This is a genomic window from Providencia sp. PROV004 (genome assembly GCF_011045615.1).
GTDB lineage: Bacteria > Pseudomonadota > Gammaproteobacteria > Enterobacterales > Enterobacteriaceae > Providencia > Providencia rettgeri.
On sequence record NZ_CP042859.1, the window covers coordinates 1,562,570 to 1,578,445 of the forward strand.

The following is a 15,876-nucleotide window of genomic DNA, read 5'->3' on the forward strand; positions in this document are numbered from 1 at the left end:
AATAATGTTGGCATGCCTTGAGTCCTTTCTATGTTTCGATTAGCAAATATTAATATCGTTCGCGATCATCGTTCTATTTTATCTATAGATTCGTTAAATATACCCACAACAGAACTCACAGTGGTTCTTGGTCATAATGGTTCAGGAAAATCTACACTGGTTAATCTCCTTTCTGGGCAGATGGCACCGGATAGCGGGCAAATTGATTTAAATGGCACGAGTCTTTCTCAATATAAAACGAAAGAATTAGCGCAAAAAATCGCATATTTACCACAAAAACTGCCAGCCTCAGCGGGGCTGTCTGTGAAAGAACTTGTGCGGTTAGGGCGTTTTCCGTGGCGAGGTGCACTTGGTCGCTGGCAAGCTGACGATGAAATTATTATCCAACAAGCGATGGAGAAAGCTGGGGTTGAGGGGTTTTCCGCGAACTTAGCAGACAACTTGTCTGGTGGAGAGCGCCAGCGCGCATGGGTTGCCATGTTACTTGCTCAACAATCACCAGTTTTAATACTGGATGAACCGACTTCTGCATTAGATATTCACCATCAATACCAGTTAATGAATTTATTGAGTGAGCTTAATAAAGTTCATGGGATTGGTGTGATTGTGATCCTTCATGACCTCAACCTTTCTTTACGGTATGCAACACACATCGTGGCATTAAAAAAAGGGAAAATAGAATTTGAGGGAAAAAGCGTTCTTCTCCATGATGAAGCAAGGCTATCGTCACTCTACGATACTCCGATTAAATTAATACCACACCCTAGTTTTCCCGAGTCAGAACATCATAGGGTTGCTATCGTATGCGCTTAAGAATCAATTTGCTTGGCCTTATTTTATTAACAAGTACATTATTATGCTCATTTTATACACGGGCTTATTCTGTTACGGACAGTCGTGGTATTGTCGAGTTCAATTCGCCGCCTCAGCGCGTTGTGGTTTTAGATTGGGATTTGCTGGAACAGCTATTAACGCTTGAAATTACACCTGTTGGGGCCACGGAATTAGAGAGTTACCAGCAATGGGTTGTTGACCCTGTTGTTCCTTCTTCAGTCAAAGAGGTAGGAACCCGGGCTGAGCCTAATTTAGAGCAAATTGCCGCATTGAAACCTGATGTTATTATTGCAAGTAGCGCGCAAGAAGATTTACTGCCTTTATTGGAAAAAATAGCGCCAGTCGTTTATTTATCAAATTTTGCACGCCAAGATGACTCAGGGCTTGTAGCCATTGCGCATTTTAAAACGTTGGCTCGCTTATTTGACAAGACCTCTTTTGCTGATGAATATCTAATGAAAATGGATAAACGTTTTGCTGAATTAAGATCACAACTTGAACGTGCTTTTACAACGAAACCAAGTGTTGCTGTTATCCGGTTTTCAAGTTTAAGCACTATTTTTCTTTATACTGAGAATTCAACACTCAATTATGTTCTTGAACAGCTTGCATTAAAGCCCGCTATTTTAGTCCCCGCACGTCCTTGGGGAATAGAGCAGAGACGAATAAATTCATTGCAGTTTATAAATGATGGGTACGTGTTATACATCAAACCATTTGTAGAAGAAAAAAAACTAAATGATTCTATTTTATGGCAGTCTATGCCTTTTGTTAAACAAGGGCGGATAAATAGTGTTCGTCCCGTTTGGAATTATGGTGGTGTCTTTTCCTTGCAATTAATGGCGGAAGCATTAACAGAAAGCTTATTACAGGTTGCTCCTCATAATGACAACTAAACAGTACTCAATACTATTTTTTGTATTAATGGTGTTCGCGCTGATTAACCTTCAGCTCGAACCTGGGGTTACACTCAGTCAGCAATTATTTTTAGTTATCCATCCAGCTTCAGCCGATACATTTGCTGATTATTTTTATTTATATGGCCAATTACCACGCCTTGCTATGGCATTATTAGTGGGCGCGACTTTTGGTTTATTGGGCAGTTTGATGCAGCAATTAACACAAAATAATCTTACTTCACCACTAACATTAGGTTCATCATCCGGTGCTTGGTTAGCATTAGTGGTAGTCAATATTTGGTTTAGTAACGAGATAGGGTTATATCAAACGCTAGCTGCGATGGTGGGAGCATTACTTGCATTTGGTTTAGTAATATTAATTGCAGGTATTCGTAATATGACAGGCATTCCGTTGGTTGTTTCGGGAATGGTCATCAATATTTTGTTTGGTGCTATAGCGACTGCATTAATTACATTAAATTCTCAATTTGCACAAAACATTTTTATGTGGGGAGCAGGAAATCTAGCGCAAGATGGCTGGCAAAAAGTGGTTGGTTTATTACCTTTATTGTTCCCTATCATTATTATTATCTGTTTTGCACCTCGTATTTTGACATTATTGAAATTAGGTCATGAGGGGGCTAAAGCTCGTGGCTTATCCGTTTTACCTACTTTCTTACTTTTTATTGTTTTAGCATCTTGGTTAGTGGCGGCGACTATTTCAACTGTAGGGGTTATTAGTTTTATTGGTTTATTAGCCCCAAATATAGTACGGCGAATGGCGAATATGAGTGCAAGGCAAGAGCTATTAAACAGTGCAGTTGTAGGCGCGATTTTATTGCTTCTTGCAGACAGCGGGGCTATCGCACTAACAAACTACCTTAATATTGTGGTTCCTACGGGGGTAATGACTGCTGCTATTGGCGCTCCTTTATTGATCTGGTTTAGCCGCCGAGCAATGACAGCCCAAGATCAATTATCGATAGGGTTATTACCAACAAAAATAATACTTTCCAAAACCACGGTATGTATTCTTATTTTATTGTTAGCAAGTGGAGTTGTATTTTCACTTTGCTTACAAACGAATGGTGAACAATATTATTGGCAACTGCCATCAAGTTTTCAATGGGATATTAAATGGCCTCGTTTATTAGCGGCTATATTCTCTGGCTTAGCATTGAGTATTGCAGGCGTTTTATTACAAAGAATTATTTATAACCCGTTGGCCAGCCCAGATATTTTAGGGGTTTCTTCAGGTGCTACAGCGGCACTTGTTCTATTTAGTTTACTATTAGGCACTGCTATTCAAACCTCATTTTGGGGTATTGCTTTAATCGGGAGCCTGATTGTATTAGGGCTATTGTTGTACCTAGGTAAACGACATCAATACGCACCAGCAAGCTTAATTTTGACAGGGATCTGCCTAACGGCAACGTTAGAAGCTTTTGTTCAGTTCTTTTTAGCTCAAGGTACATTGAGTAGCTATCGGATATTATTATGGCTTTCAGGGTCAACTTATCGTGTGGAAGGGCAACAGGCTATTATTTTTTCAATCAGTATTGTTGTGTTAGCTATATTAGCGATCACGTTAAATCGTTGGCTAGTTTTATTATCAATTAGTCGGTCATTTGCACAGGGAAGAGGACTAAATTCACAATTAGCGACTATATTGCTATTAATCTTAGTTGCATTATTGTGTGCTTTTGTCACTTCTACTGTTGGCCCTATTGCATTTCTTGGTTTAGTTGCACCCCATATGGCTTTTTTAGTTGGCGCTAAAAAGGCGAAACAACAACTTATTATTAGTGGGTTGATCGGCAGTATATTAATGGTTTGGGCAGATTGGCTAGGACAAATTATTATTTATCCAACACAGATAGCTGCTGGAATATTTGTCGCTATTTTAGGTGGTGGGTATTTTTTATTGCTGATGGCGATGAATAAAATCAAGTCATAATTTATGGTATAAATATGGCTAGCCAAATCGCTATTCAAGGAGACCTAACTAATATTGATAAGTCAGGTCATATCGCTATGGCCATAAAAAAATATAAATACGAAAAGAAAATAGTAGTATTTATCTTATCCGTATTATTTCAATATCACAGCTCCAGAATGGAAATAAAAAGGTGAGTTAAGTTGAGCCACGCTCAATTAATTGCCATTCGAGGATTTCATGGCTGTCATCGAGTTTCGGGTGCTTAATTTTATTGAGAAGCAGTTGAACGCTACGGATGCCAAATTGATGCATCGGCTGTACAATAGTACTTAATGGCGGCGTAGTTACTTGACCGAAGGGCACACCATCAAACCCTAACACGGCAATATCATTCGGAATATGCCAACCTTGCTGATGCAAAACACTCATTGCACCGCCTGCAATGACATCAGAAATCGCGAATACGGCATCGGGTTTGGGCGCATTTTGCAGTAACTTTTCCATGGCCTTCGCCCCCGCGGTGTAATCTAATTCTTCTACATATTCGATTTTACAATACTCAAAGCCAAGTTCAGCGAGGGCCTTTCGATACCCTTGTTCCCGTTGCTGCGAATAGAGGTAACGCATATCACTGTTAATTAATGCAATGCGTTGGCGATTTTTCGCTGCTAAATGATAAACGCCAGCGCTAGCGGCTTGTAAATTATCAATAGTAACCGAAGACGCACGAAATTCAGGATCCCCCTCACCACACTGCACCCACGGAAAATCCCCAATCATATCAGTAAGTCCCGGCAAACAACTCACTGCATCCATAGTGATGACGCCATCAACAACCTTACCTCTGAGTAAACTCAGATAAGCGGATTCACGCGTTGGATTGGATTCAGAATTACATAACAAAATATGATAGCCGTGGCGTTCCGCTTCTTCTTCAATACCTCGTACAACCAGTGAACAAAAGGGGTTAGTTATATTAGACACTAACACTAATAGCATGCGACTACGCGAGGTGCGTAGTTGGCGCGCTAATAAATTAGGCTGATAATTACACTGAGCGATGGCGGCGAGAACTTTATCGCGAGTTGCCGGTTTGACAATATGTTGATCATTCAATACCCGTGAAACCGTTGCGGCAGAGACTCCTGCGATTTTCGCCACTTTTTCTATCGACATTGTTCACTTTTCCTTTTGTCTATTGCCATGCACAGTATGCAACATCGTGATGAAAAGTACGATTGATACAAGCAACTTGTGATGCAGATTGCAAATTTATCTTTTAGGTCATTATTGAACCATTCAGCTAGTTGCTGAAAGAAACAATTTGGCTATATTTTATAAATGAAATCGATTTCAGTAAAAATGTAATCGATTTCATTTTTGAGTTTAGCTGCCATTTAGTGAAAAGCCTCATTTTATAAACAATAAAACATGAGAGGTAATGAATGGATATACAACTACAGCTTGCGAAATACACTGATCGGAGTGAAGTCGCGCATTTGATTTATCACTCAACGAATGTCTGGTACCAGCAACATGGTTTAGGCGAAATATTTCAGTCTGCGCCTGAAGAGTGCCATTTATTTGTTGATGTATACCAACAACTTGATCCCGACTACCACTGGGTAGCCCGTGATTCACAACTTAATATTCTTGGCTCGTGTTTTTTTCACCCACGAGAAACCCATTTGGGTCTTGGGATTATGAATGTCCATCCCAATGCATTTGGACAGGGTATTGCAAAGAAATTATTGTCCAAAGCAGATGAATTAGCAGGAAATATCCCCATTCGCTTAATTTCAAGTGCCCTGAATTTAGACTCTTATTCTCTTTATCGCCGCGGCGGTTTTACACCTTATGCAATTTACCAAGATATGGCGATTTCAGTACCAGAGCAAGGCGTAAATCTCCCTCGTTTGACCGAAGGAATTGTGCGAGATGCTCGAACCGAAGACTTACCGGCTATTTTACAATTGGAAGCGGATTTATTGGGTATTAGTCGTCAGCGGGATATTGAATATTTTTTGAATGACACCAGCGGGTTATGGCGAATTGCAGTCTGGGAGCATAACCAGCGCATCGAAGGTTATCTTGCCTCTATCGCACACCCCGCATCGAGGATGCTAGGACCCGGCTGCAGCTATCGTGATGAGGTAGCGCTGGATTTACTCGGTTGGATGTTAGACAAACATCATCGTGGTGCGACGCCAGTAGTTTTAGTTCCCACAGAGCGAAGCGCACTATGCCAAGCGCTATTGCGATGGGGCGGTCGAATTTGTGAACTGCATCTTGCGCAAGCCAAAGGTTATGCGCAGAAACCAAGCGGCGTGGTTATGCCGTCCTTTTTACCTGAAAGTGGCTAATAAAAAATAGAAATTATTGGGGGTCTTATGGGTACAAATAGTCTTGCTCAAGGCGGTAAAAATACTGCCCATGTATGGGTAGTACCGCGATTGGCGTTAATGATGTTCCTTCAATTTTTTGTGTGGGGGGCATGGTATGTCACGCTAGGGGTTGTCATGGGGAAATATGGCTTATCAGCAATTATTGGTGATGCTTATTCGACAGGACCCATCGCCTCTATTTTATCTCCTTTTGTACTAGGGATGGTGGTTGACCGTTTCTTTGCATCACAAAAAGTGCTTGGCGTGCTGCATCTCATCGGTGCTGCTTTATTATGGATGATCCCAAGTTACTTTACGGGGGGTCATAGCGGTCTATTATGGATAATCTTTGGTTATATGCTTTGCTATATGCCAACTATTGCTCTTAGTAACAACGTTGCCTTTTATAGTTTACCGAACAGTGAGAAAGCGTTCCCAGTTGTGCGTGCATTCGGTACATTTGGTTGGATTGTCGCGGGGTTGATTGTTGGTTCAACAGGGTTATCAGATAGTACAGAAATTTTTACCTTGGCGGCAGCGGCTTCGTTGGTATTAGCGATTTACAGCTTTACATTACCACACACGCCAGCACCAGAACGGGGTAAGCCTGTAGCAATGCGCGACTTGTTATGTGCGGATGCGTTTGCCATGCTTAAGCAACGTCATTTCTTAGTTTTCATCATTTGTGCAATGCTGATCTCCATCCCATTGGCGGCTTACTATGCCTATGCGGCGCCATTTGTTGCAGCGACAGGGTTTACTAACGTTGGTGGCGTGATGTCTTTAGGGCAGATGTCAGAACTGTTCTTTATGTTATTGATACCCTTCTTCTTTGCGCGTCTTGGCATTAAAGTGATGTTACTCATTGGGATGCTGTCTTGGTGCTTACGTTATGTCATGTTTGCCTTAGGGATCGCTGAAGAACTGCGCTGGATGATTTATATCGGCATTTTCTTACATGGTATGTGCTATGACTTCTTCTTTGTTATTGGTTTTATCTATACAGACAAAGTTGCTGGCGAGAAAGTAAAAGGGCAGGCGCAGAGCTTGTTGGTTTTGTTTACCTATGGCGTGGGGATGTTAATTGGTTCACAAATCAGTGGCATGCTGTTCAATAGCATTGTTACAACGGAAGGCGCAGCGGCTCTGCCACAATGGCAAAGTTTCTGGTGGTACCCAGCGATAGGTGCGTTACTGATTGCCGCATTGTTCTTCTTCGCGTTCAACTATAAAGAAAAGCCAGTGGAGGGGAAATAAGATGGCTAATTTACGCGTCTTAGTCGTTGGTTGCGGCAATATGGGAGCCTCTCATGCAGAGGCTTACCACCGAATGGAAGGGGTTGATATCTGCGGGCTGGTGGCTCGTGGTCATTCAAAAGACATTCTCAATGAACATTTAGGTGGTGAATATGCCACGTTTGATAATTACGAACAGGCATTAAAAGCAACGCAACCAGATGCGGTTTGCTTAACGACATACCCTGATACTCATGAAGCTTATGCATTGCTAGCACTCAAGGCAGGCTGTCATGTGTTTATTGAAAAGCCATTAGCCACTACGGTTGAAGGGGCTAAGCGTGTCATTGCTGCGGCTAAACAAGCCCATCGACAAGTGGTGGTCGGTTATATTTTGCGTCATCACCCATCGTGGCAACAATTCATTCATCTAGCTCATGAGCTGGGTAAGCCATTAGTGATGAGAATGAATTTGAATCAACAAAGCCATGGTCAGATGTGGAATGTACACCGTAACTTGATGCAATCACTATCACCGATAGTTGACTGCGGCGTTCATTATTTAGATGTGATGTGCCAAATGACACAAGCTCAACCAGTGAGTGTCAGCGCTATTGGCGCAAGATTGACCGATGAATTACCAGACAACATGTATAACTATGGTCAATTACAGGTTCGTTTTGATGATGGCTCAGTGGGTTGGTATGAGGCGGCTTGGGGGCCAATGATCAGCGAAACGGCGTATTTTATCAAAGATGTCATAGGCCCTCGAGGTGCGGTTTCGATAATGGCTCGCCATGGAGAGGGAAATAGTGATAATGTCGATGGGCACACGCGCACTGACTCTTTACGTATTCACTATGCAGAGCTTGATAAAAACAATGCCTTTAAGCATCCCGACCGTTGGGTTGACTGCCAAGACGAGCCAGGCCATTTGGCGCTATGCCTAAGTGAACAACGTTATTTTGTTCAAGCGATTACGGAACAATTTTCATTAGAACAGCATTTACAAGACGCACTCAATAGCTTGCGAATTGTTCTTGCTGCGGATGAAGCTGTGCGTACACAGCGCACCGTGATTTTAGGGAGTGAGTCATGAAAACAATCCAAGGCCCCGGTATCTTTTTGGCACAATTTATTGGCGAAAAAGCCCCTTTTAACTCATTAGAAGGCCTCGCTGAATGGGCATCAAGCCTAGGTTTTACCCATATCCAAGTGCCAACGATCGACCCACATATCTTTGATTTAGATTTGGCCGCCACAAGCCAAACTTATTGCGATGAGTTGGTTGCCATGTTACAGCAATATGGTATTCAGATCAGTGAGTTATCGACCCATATACAAGGCCAATTAATTGCGGTACATCCAGCGTATGACACGGTTTTTGATGGTTTTGCCCCAGCGAGTGTTAGAGGTAATCCTCAAAAGCGCCAGCAGTGGGCGGTAGAGCAACTCATCAAAGCGGCAAAAGCCTCGCAGCACCTAAAGCTAACTACGCACGTGACTTTCTCAGGCGCGCTGGCGTGGCCTTATTTTTACCCTTGGCCCCCTCACAATGCACAACTGTTTGATGAAGCATTTGCTGAACTTGCGCTGCGTTGGTTGCCTATTCTGAATGTGTTTGACGAGTGTGGCGTTGATGTGTGTTACGAGTTGCATCCAGGGGAAGACTTACACGATGGCGTGACATTTGAGCGTTTTCTCGGCCTTGTCGATAACCACCCGCGTTGCCATATTCTCTACGACCCAAGCCATTTATTGCTCCAGCAAATGGATTATCTCGCGTTTATTGATTGCTATCACCAACGCATTCGCGCATTTCATGTCAAAGATGCGGAATATTCACCAAATGGCCGTAGCGGTGTCTATGGTGGCTATCAATCATGGGTTGAGCGCGCAGGGCGTTTTCGTTCGTTAGGGGATGGCCAGATTGATTTTGTCTCTATTTTCAGCAAATTAACCCAGTACGGTTTTTCCGGTATCGCCACAATGGAATGGGAGTGTTGCCTTAAATCTCCAGATGTCGGGGCGAAAGAGGGAGCTGATTTTATCGCCAATCATATTATTCCAGCGGTTGATCATGCCTTTGATGATTTTGCAGCGGTAGATACTAATCTTCAACAAATCAGAGCGTTACTTGGGATCGTGAGTGATAAATAAAGGATAAGGCGATGAGACTAAAGCTGGGAATGGTTGGAGGTGGGGAAGGTGCATTTATTGGTGCAGTGCATCGATTAGCGGCTCGTATGGATGATGAGTTTGAGTTAGTCGCAGGCACATTTTCTTCGAACGAGCAAAATTGTCAACGTACAGGGCAACGGCTGCACCTTGCGCCTGAACGATGCTACGCTAGCTATCAGCAAATGGCGCAAAGCGAGGCGGCACGTGGTAATGGCATTGATGTGGTTGCGATTGTCACGCCTAATCACTTGCATGCCCCTATTGCCGTTGAATTTTTGCGCTCAGGTATCGACGTGATCTGTGATAAGCCATTGTGTACATCATACTCAGAAGCTTTGCAGCTTGCCGATGTTGTGAGAGAAACGGGTAGGCAACTGATTCTCACACATAATTACAGTGCTTATCCGCTAATTCGCGAAGCGCGCAGCCGGATATTAGCAGGGGAACTAGGCGAAATTCGTTATATTGAAGTGGAGTATTTGCAGCAATGGCTAGCAACACGATTAGAGGAAACTGAAAACAAGCAAGCGAGTTGGCGTACCGATCCACAAAAAGCGGGAGCGGGCTGTATCGGCGATATCGGTACTCATGCGTGGCAGTTAGCTTCATTTGTCACAGGGATGTTGCCAGAGGCCATTTGTGCGGAACTCACATCAATGATCCCTGAAAGAGTGCTAGATGATGATGTGCGTGTGCAAATGCGTTATCACAACGGAGCAAAAGGGCGTCTATGGGCGAGCCAAGTGGCCTGTGGTGAAGAAAACGGGCTGCGACTACGCATATATGGCAGCCAAGGGAGTCTTTCATTTTCCCAAGAAAATCCTAACCAGTTATGGTTAAAACCGTTTGATTCGCCAATGTATTGTGTGACACGGGGATCAATGTCTCAATGGGAGGAAAACCGTGCGATGTCAAGGGTTCCAGCCGGGCATCCCGAAGGATATTTAGAGGGTTTTGCTCAGGTTTATCGTGAGGCGGCAACTCGTTTACGCGAGGGAAGCGGTGCATCACCGTTATTACCAGGTATTGAAACTGGCCTACAGGGGATGGCATTTATTGATGCCGCAAAACGTAGCCATGATAGCTGCGGTCAATGGATTGATTTTACGCAATATCGTTGCTCATCATAATCTCTGCGATGGATGGTCTGAGGTTAATGAGTTGGTATAATCTATAACCTTTATGAAATATATTTCGGCACAGAGGCTGTAATAATGATTTTTTCTTTGTAATACGGATAAGCAAAAGCGACGAGGGGGAGTGAACCGGAAAGCTATACTGCTTGATAGAATCAGTTAAAAGGAGAGGATACCTCTCCTAGTGATGTTACACCACCAGCGTGGTGTAACAAAAAATGTTTCAATGTCGGTATGTATCTTGTTACGTGTGCAACTTAATGTCGTTATTTAATCCATTCTTGTTGAATAATTTCGACACTCAATGAGTAATTGATTTAGAGAACAGCTGGATAATAACAATTCCCAGCGCAATGCATGCTAGACCAATTAATGCTGGAAAATCAAGTTTCTGTTTATAAACAAAAAATGATAATGCTGAAACAAGAAATATTCCCGCTCCAGCCCATATCGCATAGGCGATACCAATATTCATACTTTTTACAACTTGGGATAATCCATAAAAAGAAATGGCATAACCAATAACGACAATAATACTGGGTACCAACTTAGTAAACCCATCAGACGCCTTCATCATGGTTGTCGCGGTTGTTTCAGCTATGATAGACACCATTAAGATTGCGTACACTTTCAGCATAAAAACCTCTTTAACTTATTTAGCAAACATTCCAAAATGACAATTTTAAACTATGTTTGAGATAAAAATGTCTAATGGCTATGAAACTCAACGCCTAAGTAAGCGTTTATACCAAGGGACTGGAACTGGGTGTACAATAGCCCGCAAAGCACGTGCATAATCCATAATTAATCCAGGGGTCCATGCCATCATCAGTGCACGCCGACGAATTTGAGCCGCAATCCATAACTCTGGCATGCAAAGTACATTTAAAATCCCGATAAAATCACTTCTCTTTTGCATAGACAAAACACCATCTAATGCAGCCTCCAAACCATATGCAACACTGCTGGAGCAGTTTTGGTATGTTAGGTTATAAATAGGGTATTGGCGATATTTTTCCCAAAAACTCAATAAAGAAGCATAGTTATAAACATTGAAAACAATCTGTCTGTCAGATTCACACCATTCGGATGCTTCAGTTTGATAATTAGGCAAGAAACGCCCCGGAACATTATTATCAGCGGTTGCTTTTAGTAGCCTGAAAAACTCTGATGGAGAACGATCAATATCTTCTTCAGGGTATAAGCTGATATAGAGGTGCGGGTAGAGTTCTAGAGATGCATGCCCCGTCGAGATTACTCCTTCAGAATCAACAGCCGCAATATAACGATTAATAATTGGCCGTGGTACAGGGCGTTGGTTTGCGGAGCCTTCGGGGGTCCAGATATGAACAGTCAAAATAGTATCTTGTTCAGTTTCTCTACTTATAGTGGAAGATTGTGGGGTCTCTGTTATGGGTCGCATTGCCCCTTTTTTCTTAAACGACACAGGTAAAGGACGCATCAGTTCAAATATGGATGTTCCTCGTTGGATATGACGGGCTCGAAATGCTAACTTCAGGCATCCAAATCCACTTCCTATCATCAAAAAACCGATAAAAAAAGAAATTGTTGCTTGGTGATGGGTAAACAGAAAAAAGGCAAACAGCATTTCAATTACGCCCCATAATAGGATTAATTGCCATCCAGGAAAACGTACGATCCAAGCTGATGCAACAACAAATAATCCGGTAATAAAAAAAACAAAACCGAACATTGCTGACAATAATACATTGCTATATGTTTGATTAATCAAGATAACCAATGCACAGAACAAAAATAGACCACCTTTAAAGAAAAGTATCGTTTTTTGTGTTCCAATTCCGCTTGAAGCGACACTTAATGTGATCAGACTTTCAAGTAACAATAGAATACCAAACAAATGTATTGGAAAAAAAAGAATACCATCAACACCATCAATGAAAATAAATATACCAATAAAACACCAAAGGAGCCCAATCCCCCAGAGGTAATGTGCTTTTCCTCTGATAAATTCGGCACCGAAAAGTAATAATGCAATTTGTAGCATCACTTATCCTTTGTTATTACATCAATTTTAGGATACTTCACCCAAAATAAACCAATTCCCAACAATCATTACTGGCTTGTTATGACTAAAAATAACACTTCCACGATCTTCTATATTCCACCAACGACCTTCTTTATCTTTCAGACAAAAGGTTATTATTGGAAGAGTGGTATGAGCTTGCTCTTGCTCCCAATGTCGAGCGAGTTTTTCTCGGTCGTCAGGATGAATAGATTCCATAATTTGCCTTAGATCGGAAAGGGTTGTTAAATCAGCCTTCGGATATGAACAATCTGTATTTCCCCATTCTATAGCACCATTATCTAGATTAAGTTGATATACTAGGTGCTGCGGTTTATAAGCTCCTTGTGTGTCATCAATTCTATGAGTACTTCGAGCGACAACTCGTAAAAAAACCATTAATAATGATATGACGGTCAAATATCCCTGTATTAACCACAGTGACTCATGGCGAAATAGGCCATGAAGATAAAAAGGCCCATGCTGATTACGAGTGTAATAGATTGTAATAGTGGCAAGTATTAATAGTGCTATTGATCCCCCTCTGTTTCCCCACAGCATAGACAGGGTAACAGCAAGCAAAATAGGGATACAGAGTAGCGATAATTTAGCAGTATTACGATGATGATGAAAATAGGAATGGTATATCTGTATCGCAGTATCATTGAATATTAATATAGTGCTAATAATAAGAAGAATAAAAACAATACTTCCCCAAACTATATTAATTTTGAAAGAAGGCACCACCCTTTTGAAATGGGTATTAATTAGCCCCATAATCACTGTTGTGGCAAAGATGTTGCCAGTAATATCAGCAATAAAACCATCCCAAAAAATATCATTAAGTGATGTATTATCAAGCCAATACAAACTGATAGAAAATAGAACTGCATCTGCAAAACTGACAATTATTGTTGCCGATAGCCATAACAATATTAGTTGCAGATCATCTCCTCGTTGAGCATACCTACGGACAATCCAAGCAATAGCAATACAAGAAAGTACTGCCAGAGCGGCGTATATAAGTGAAAGGGTGATTTGCTCACTATCAAAGCCATTCAGAATTAAGTTTAATACAATGAAGCCAATCAGTAATTGTAGCCATTGGCGTTTGTGCATACATAAAAAAGCGGTTGTTGCGACCCCCGCAGGAAACCAAACAACAGAAATATCTGAGTTCTCTGGTGTCAGTATTTCGGAGATTTCACCTGTTACGTAATAAAGTAATAGCCATCCTATTATTACGATTAACGTGGTCTTATTTGATAGTAAAGATGTTTTCATAGTTTATTTCAGGTTATGCATCATAAAGTTATGTTTGGCCTTATCTTAATGCGAAAAGGTCTACATCATTTCTCTTTTCAAAAAATATCAAAATGATATCTTGAGGTATAGCTATTATTATATTTTTTCCTGTATTTTTAGACACTTTTTATTTTATTCTGAGTTCGGCGCTGTAGGTACTTCAATGAACATTACGCGTCTAGAAAAAGCCAATAGCGCACCTAATCTGAATTTCTTAAAAAGAAAAACACGGCTTGTTGTTTTCATAGACAGCTATTCGTGAAAGATACCTACGTTATATAAAGCAGTAGCCGAGCAATAATGGCAAAAATTGAGCGTGTCCACCACAATTAAAAATAGCTAACAAGAGTTAGCTATTTTTGAGACAATACCAATGAGATAACACTATAAAAATACTAAAATAAGTATCTGACACCAAATACAACTTCTTGAGATTTAAGGTGTGCTTTCATTTGCTCGTCTTGTAAGCCTCGAGCATTAGCAAATCGGTTCATGCCACTTTCGATTTTACCTAGATCCACATAACGGTAGCCTAAGTCAAAATTGAGTTTATTAATAGGTTCATAGCTGACGCCGCCACCGAGAGAATATACCAAGTTTGTATCAGTGTTACTTGCGTATTGACGTGAAACATTTCCTTGCCATCCAGACGATTTTACTTTTGCGATACCAACACCAACGGTTCCATAAATAGAAACTCCCTGATAAATTTCATAATCACGGTAAGCATTTAGCATTAATCGTTGGGACTCTGTTTTATGGTGATTCAAGCTGGTCGGAAAAGTGGTTGATCCACTTGTATATTCTGCCTTTTTATTGAAAGTATATTCTGCTTCTGTACGCCAACCATTACCAAATTGATAGCCAGCAGCTAAAGAGCCATTATAAAAATCATCTTTATCATCACCCGAGACAAATTGACCAATACCAGGTCTACTACTGGTATCCATATTATCTGCTTTTTGCCATACCTTCGAGAGCCTTGCAGCACCATAATAGCCCTCATCATTCGTAGAGGCTAAGGCATTTCCAGCTGCACTTCCAAATACAGCAATTACTAATAATAAGTGTAATTTAGTCATGTTATAGTTTCCTTTGTGTATTATATCGAGATGGGATTATTGCAGGTAGTGGTTATTAGTAAAGGGGAGTTATTTGATTGATATGTTCAATTTATTTCAACAAAATGATATAGATGTTACTTGGATTACCGCATTCTTCATGAAATGAGTATTTCATCTTCTAATAACAGAGGTTGTATCCCTCGCTACTTTAAAACAAGTTTATGTCAGGTAAATATTTACCTAATGGACTTCCCCAGAATTCTGCTTTATGGCCAGAAGAATATCGCGAACTGGAGCAGCTTGATTTATTCGCTAACAGTCTAATTAGGCAACTGAAAAATCGAAAAATCTACAGAGAGCGAGTACAGGTTGAAATTGAAAAAGTACCTGAAGCACATCGGGAATTTTTTAGAGATAAATTAAATCATTGGTGTGAGGTGATGAAAGTATGAAACGTACACACTTGGAAAAAATAAAATCGTTCCCATCATATAACTACATATTTTATAGCGGAGATAAGGCCGTTTATTCATAAGGTTATTAGATGTAGTTAGTTGGGGTGAAAATGAAAAAATCGGTTTATAAAGCAAGTGGTTTATGGAACCAAACATCTTTCATAACTCTTTTTGTCGCAACAAGCGAAAAAGATGTACTTTCAACAATAGCATTTTGGGCAAATCTAGGTGGCGCTAGAGTAGATGAGTTATCTATTGAGCGTTATTGCTCATGAAGCCGGTAGAGTCGATTGAAGGGTTTTAAAGTGAGAGATCTGATGCATGTTACTCCTTGAAATAAAAGAAAATGATAGCTATTCAAGGGGATAATATATATCTGAGATTTTTTTTACTGTGGTG

15 protein-coding genes are annotated in these 15,876 nt (G+C 41.0%); 10 read left to right on the forward strand and 5 right to left on the reverse strand.

All coding sequences use genetic code 11. The features are described from left to right. The first annotated feature begins 30 nt into the window (after positions 1–30). The 3 genes from FVA69_RS06805 to fhuB are packed head-to-tail and all read left to right on the forward strand — an operon-like array spanning position 31 to position 3,690. Positions 31–813: an ABC transporter ATP-binding protein gene (locus FVA69_RS06805; RefSeq protein ID WP_004261670.1), complete on the forward strand. Its 783-nt coding sequence runs from the start codon at positions 31–33 to the stop codon at positions 811–813. Then, positions 804–1,730 (forward strand): ABC transporter substrate-binding protein, encoded by a 927-nt coding sequence (locus tag FVA69_RS06810; RefSeq protein ID WP_123381777.1) that lies wholly within the window; start codon positions 804–806, stop codon positions 1,728–1,730. Before FVA69_RS06805 ends, FVA69_RS06810 begins: the two co-directional genes overlap by 10 nt. After that, positions 1,720–3,690 carry a Fe(3+)-hydroxamate ABC transporter permease FhuB gene (gene fhuB, locus FVA69_RS06815; protein ID WP_123381776.1) on the forward strand — a complete coding sequence of 657 codons (1,971 nt, stop codon included), beginning with the start codon at positions 1,720–1,722 and terminating at the stop codon, positions 3,688–3,690. The genes FVA69_RS06810 and fhuB overlap by 11 nt, the downstream gene beginning before the upstream one ends. A 177-nt stretch (positions 3,691–3,867) precedes the next feature. On the opposite strand, the gene FVA69_RS06825 is transcribed toward fhuB, so the two are convergent. Continuing rightward, positions 3,868–4,848 carry a LacI family DNA-binding transcriptional regulator gene (locus FVA69_RS06825; protein ID WP_004912912.1) on the reverse strand — a complete coding sequence of 327 codons (981 nt, stop codon included), beginning with the start codon at positions 4,846–4,848 and terminating at the stop codon, positions 3,868–3,870. Between the two features lie 269 nt (positions 4,849–5,117). On the opposite strand from FVA69_RS06825, the gene FVA69_RS06830 reads away from it, so the two are divergent. The 5 genes from FVA69_RS06830 to FVA69_RS06850 are packed head-to-tail and all read left to right on the forward strand — an operon-like array spanning position 5,118 to position 10,603. After that, a complete protein-coding gene (locus tag FVA69_RS06830; protein ID WP_110732086.1) occupies positions 5,118–6,035 on the forward strand; it encodes a GNAT family N-acetyltransferase in 918 nt (305 codons plus the stop codon). A gap of 27 nt (positions 6,036–6,062) precedes the next feature. Next, positions 6,063–7,313 (forward strand): MFS transporter, encoded by a 1,251-nt coding sequence (locus tag FVA69_RS06835; protein WP_004912906.1) that lies wholly within the window; start codon positions 6,063–6,065, stop codon positions 7,311–7,313. Position 7,314: 1 nt separating this feature from the next. After that, complete coding sequence (locus tag FVA69_RS06840; RefSeq protein ID WP_004912903.1) at positions 7,315–8,391, forward strand: Gfo/Idh/MocA family protein; 1,077 nt, start codon at positions 7,315–7,317, stop codon at positions 8,389–8,391. Beyond that, complete coding sequence (locus FVA69_RS06845; RefSeq protein WP_109913146.1) at positions 8,388–9,452, forward strand: sugar phosphate isomerase/epimerase family protein; 1,065 nt, start codon at positions 8,388–8,390, stop codon at positions 9,450–9,452. Before FVA69_RS06840 ends, FVA69_RS06845 begins: the two co-directional genes overlap by 4 nt. 11 nt (positions 9,453–9,463) lie before the next feature. Then, complete coding sequence (locus FVA69_RS06850; protein ID WP_164528575.1) at positions 9,464–10,603, forward strand: Gfo/Idh/MocA family protein; 1,140 nt, start codon at positions 9,464–9,466, stop codon at positions 10,601–10,603. Positions 10,604–10,910: 307 nt separating this feature from the next. On the opposite strand, the gene FVA69_RS06855 is transcribed toward FVA69_RS06850, so the two are convergent. The 4 genes from FVA69_RS06855 to FVA69_RS06870 all read right to left on the reverse strand — a co-directional run bounded on the left by FVA69_RS06855 (position 10,911) and on the right by FVA69_RS06870 (position 15,040). Then, complete coding sequence (locus FVA69_RS06855; RefSeq protein ID WP_371021498.1) at positions 10,911–11,243, reverse strand: DMT family transporter; 333 nt, start codon at positions 11,241–11,243, stop codon at positions 10,911–10,913. 90 nt (positions 11,244–11,333) lie between these two features. Then, complete coding sequence (locus tag FVA69_RS06860; protein WP_004912893.1) at positions 11,334–12,635, reverse strand: HdeD family acid-resistance protein; 1,302 nt, start codon at positions 12,633–12,635, stop codon at positions 11,334–11,336. 27 nt (positions 12,636–12,662) lie between these two features. Beyond that, positions 12,663–13,937 carry an MASE1 domain-containing protein gene (locus FVA69_RS06865; protein ID WP_164528576.1) on the reverse strand — a complete coding sequence of 425 codons (1,275 nt, stop codon included), beginning with the start codon at positions 13,935–13,937 and terminating at the stop codon, positions 12,663–12,665. 416 nt (positions 13,938–14,353) lie between these two features. Continuing rightward, on the reverse strand, positions 14,354–15,040 hold the full coding sequence (locus tag FVA69_RS06870) for an outer membrane protein (protein WP_004912887.1): 687 nt from the start codon (positions 15,038–15,040) through the stop codon (positions 14,354–14,356). Positions 15,041–15,243: 203 nt separating this feature from the next. Between FVA69_RS06870 and FVA69_RS06875 the strand changes: the two genes are divergently transcribed. Beyond that, entirely contained in the window at positions 15,244–15,474 is a 231-nt protein-coding gene (locus FVA69_RS06875) for a hypothetical protein (protein WP_109913150.1), read from the forward strand. A gap of 113 nt (positions 15,475–15,587) precedes the next feature. Then, entirely contained in the window at positions 15,588–15,752 is a 165-nt protein-coding gene (locus FVA69_RS06880; RefSeq protein ID WP_164528577.1) for a hypothetical protein, read from the forward strand. The last annotated feature ends 124 nt before the right edge of the window (positions 15,753–15,876 follow it).